Genomic DNA, 2130 nt, shown 5'->3' on the forward strand with positions numbered 1-2130 from the left:
GCCAGCCGGGCAACAGCCGAACCAGTGAACCTGAAACCACGTCAATCCGCCCTGACCAGCTAGTCATCCACTCCCGCGCAGCGGGGGAACCTCACAGGCGGGCTGCCTTCTGAGCCAGTGTCTCGTCTTCCATCAGCTTCTCTCGCTTCCTGCATGCTGTGTGCCAGAGCCTCCGCCCACCGGGCCGGGACCCGCACCGCCGGCACTCCTCCGCGGTGGCCAGTGACGAATAGGTATGCCAGAGAACTGCGCCTAGCGTGTGAGGGTTCTTACTGTCACTCACCCTTTCAGTGTCGCGTTCACAGGCTTGCGGGGCATCTTGGCCACCGTTCTCGCCCCAGCGTCCTGTCGGGGACGCGTTGCGTCCTCTTGCTCTATGTCAATCAGGCTGCTTGCCGAAGGGAGTCGTGGTGATGCCGATGTGGGCGTCGTTGAGGAGGGCGCGGTAGGAGGACGTCGGAGAGTCGTCGTCGCAGTGCGCATATGGCTTCGGTGCCGGTGTTGCCCGCTTCCTTGCGTCGCTGAAGGTAGGCGCGGGCATCTAGATGGTAGTGGGCCTGAGTGATCGCGATGCGGTGTAGGGCTGCGTTGAGCGGCCGGTTTCCGGTGCGGGCAAGGCGATGTGGCCGAGGGCCGTCGCGGCCTATCCGCGGCAAACGCCGCGTCAGCGCAGGGCGAACAGGTACCAGCCGCGCTCAGCTCAGGAAGCCTCGTCCGCACCGGCCGCGCCACGGAGGGCTTCAGCGCCGACGGAAGCACCCTCTACACCGGGAGGGGCTCCAGACAAGTGACACCCGGTCGGTCGACGCCGACGACCACGACCGCTTCTGCTCCTCCAGGCCCTCCGACCGCGGGGCTCCTACGACCCCTTGGATGGTGCGGGAGCGGCGAGTCCACAGCCTCCGCCTCTCGGAAACCAGTGGCGGAGCCCGCTTCCGGGTCCTCTGAGACCCCCGCCGGCCACACCGACAAGTCGACGCTCAGGCGCAAGTTCCTCCTGACTGCCTCGCGCGAGGCAGTGGGCGAGCGCTCGCTTAGAAGGCGTCCGCCAACTCCATTCGGTCACCACACCATTGCCGCGCGGACACGAGCCGAAGCCAGCCACCGTGCCACGAAGCTGCCCTTTGATGCAGTCGGATGCCTCACCGTGTGTTGTGTTTGGAAATCACAGCCCAGGCACGTCGGCGCGACCGGCGCCCGGGCGAAGCTGACGCTGGGACGCTGGGGCCGGCGTCCTGCCCTTGAGCAACCGTGGTGCGCTGCAGCCGCGCTGGCCAACCCTGGGATGCCGACGGCGCGGGCCCTTGACATGATGGGGCAAGTGCCAAGAAAACGCCCCTCCCGCTCGGCCGCGTTGAGGGGTATGGGTTGAGGCCGGTGCACACCCGATACTCGGGCAGAGTCCGCCTCGGTCCTGCGGCTGCGCAGGTAAGCGCAGCCGCCACCACGGTCAGGCCGTCGGGGCAGCGCCTGTGCGAAGACAGGAGAATGCCATGGCAGCGCACACCGCTATCGCCAGGTTGCACTCCGGAGGGATCACGGCGAGCCGATTCGGACTCGCGCTGAACCTCGCCAGCATCGGACGGCTCAAGTTCGAGGATTACGAGGTGGAGAACATCCGTCCTGTGGTCGTCTCGAGCCCACTGCTGCGACGGCCGCTGAGAGCGCTCGGAGAGACGAGACTGGCCAAAGCCATCGGGATCACTGAGATCACGATCGCCGGGATGATCTCCACCGGACGGTGGGCGCCCAGAGTCTCGGCAGCCGGCAGCCTGCTCGCGGCCGGGATGTTCACCATCACGCTCAGTTTCCTGATCAGCACTCCGGAGGCTTGGCACCAGCGGGGCCCAGAGCCGAAGCTCTCGCCAGCCGGCCAATTTCTGATCAAGGACGTGGTGCTGCTGGGTGCTTCCCTGATCACCGCCGCGGAGTCGCTGAGCAGAAACCGACGACCATAGCCTGTCACGGCTCCCCGGCCGCCCGTAACGCCTCGGACATCCAGGGACCCTTTGAACTCAAGTGTCTCCATCCGCTCTGTCTTGTCTCGGTTGATGCTTGACGTTGTGGCTTCACCTGATGCTTGACACCGCTTGCCTCGGCTTGGCTGTGCGCGTCTGATCCGCGTGCAGG

Annotated in this window: 2 protein-coding genes; one reads left to right on the forward strand and one right to left on the reverse strand. The window is 66.2% G+C overall.

The annotated features are described in order from the left end of the window. Window positions 1-379: 379 nt before the first annotated feature. Entirely contained in the window at window positions 380-541 is a 162-nt protein-coding gene (locus ACWCQS_RS45970) for a hypothetical protein (protein ID WP_451009988.1), read from the reverse strand. Between the two features lie 952 nt (window positions 542-1493). Between ACWCQS_RS45970 and ACWCQS_RS45975 the strand changes: the two genes are divergently transcribed. Then, complete coding sequence (locus tag ACWCQS_RS45975) at window positions 1494-1958, forward strand: DUF417 family protein (RefSeq protein ID WP_451009989.1); 465 nt, start codon at window positions 1494-1496, stop codon at window positions 1956-1958. The last annotated feature ends 172 nt before the right edge of the window (window positions 1959-2130 follow it).

Source organism: Streptomyces sp. NPDC002076, from assembly GCF_053593835.1.

Excerpts from the sequence above, each read along its gene's own strand:
- ACWCQS_RS45970 (WP_451009988.1), bottom strand. The coding sequence starts at position 541 with ATGCCCGCGCCTACCTTCAGCGACGCAAGGAAGCGGGCAACACCGGCA.
- ACWCQS_RS45975 (WP_451009989.1), top strand. The coding sequence starts at position 1,494 with ATGGCAGCGCACACCGCTATCGCCAGGTTGCACTCCGGAGGGATCACG.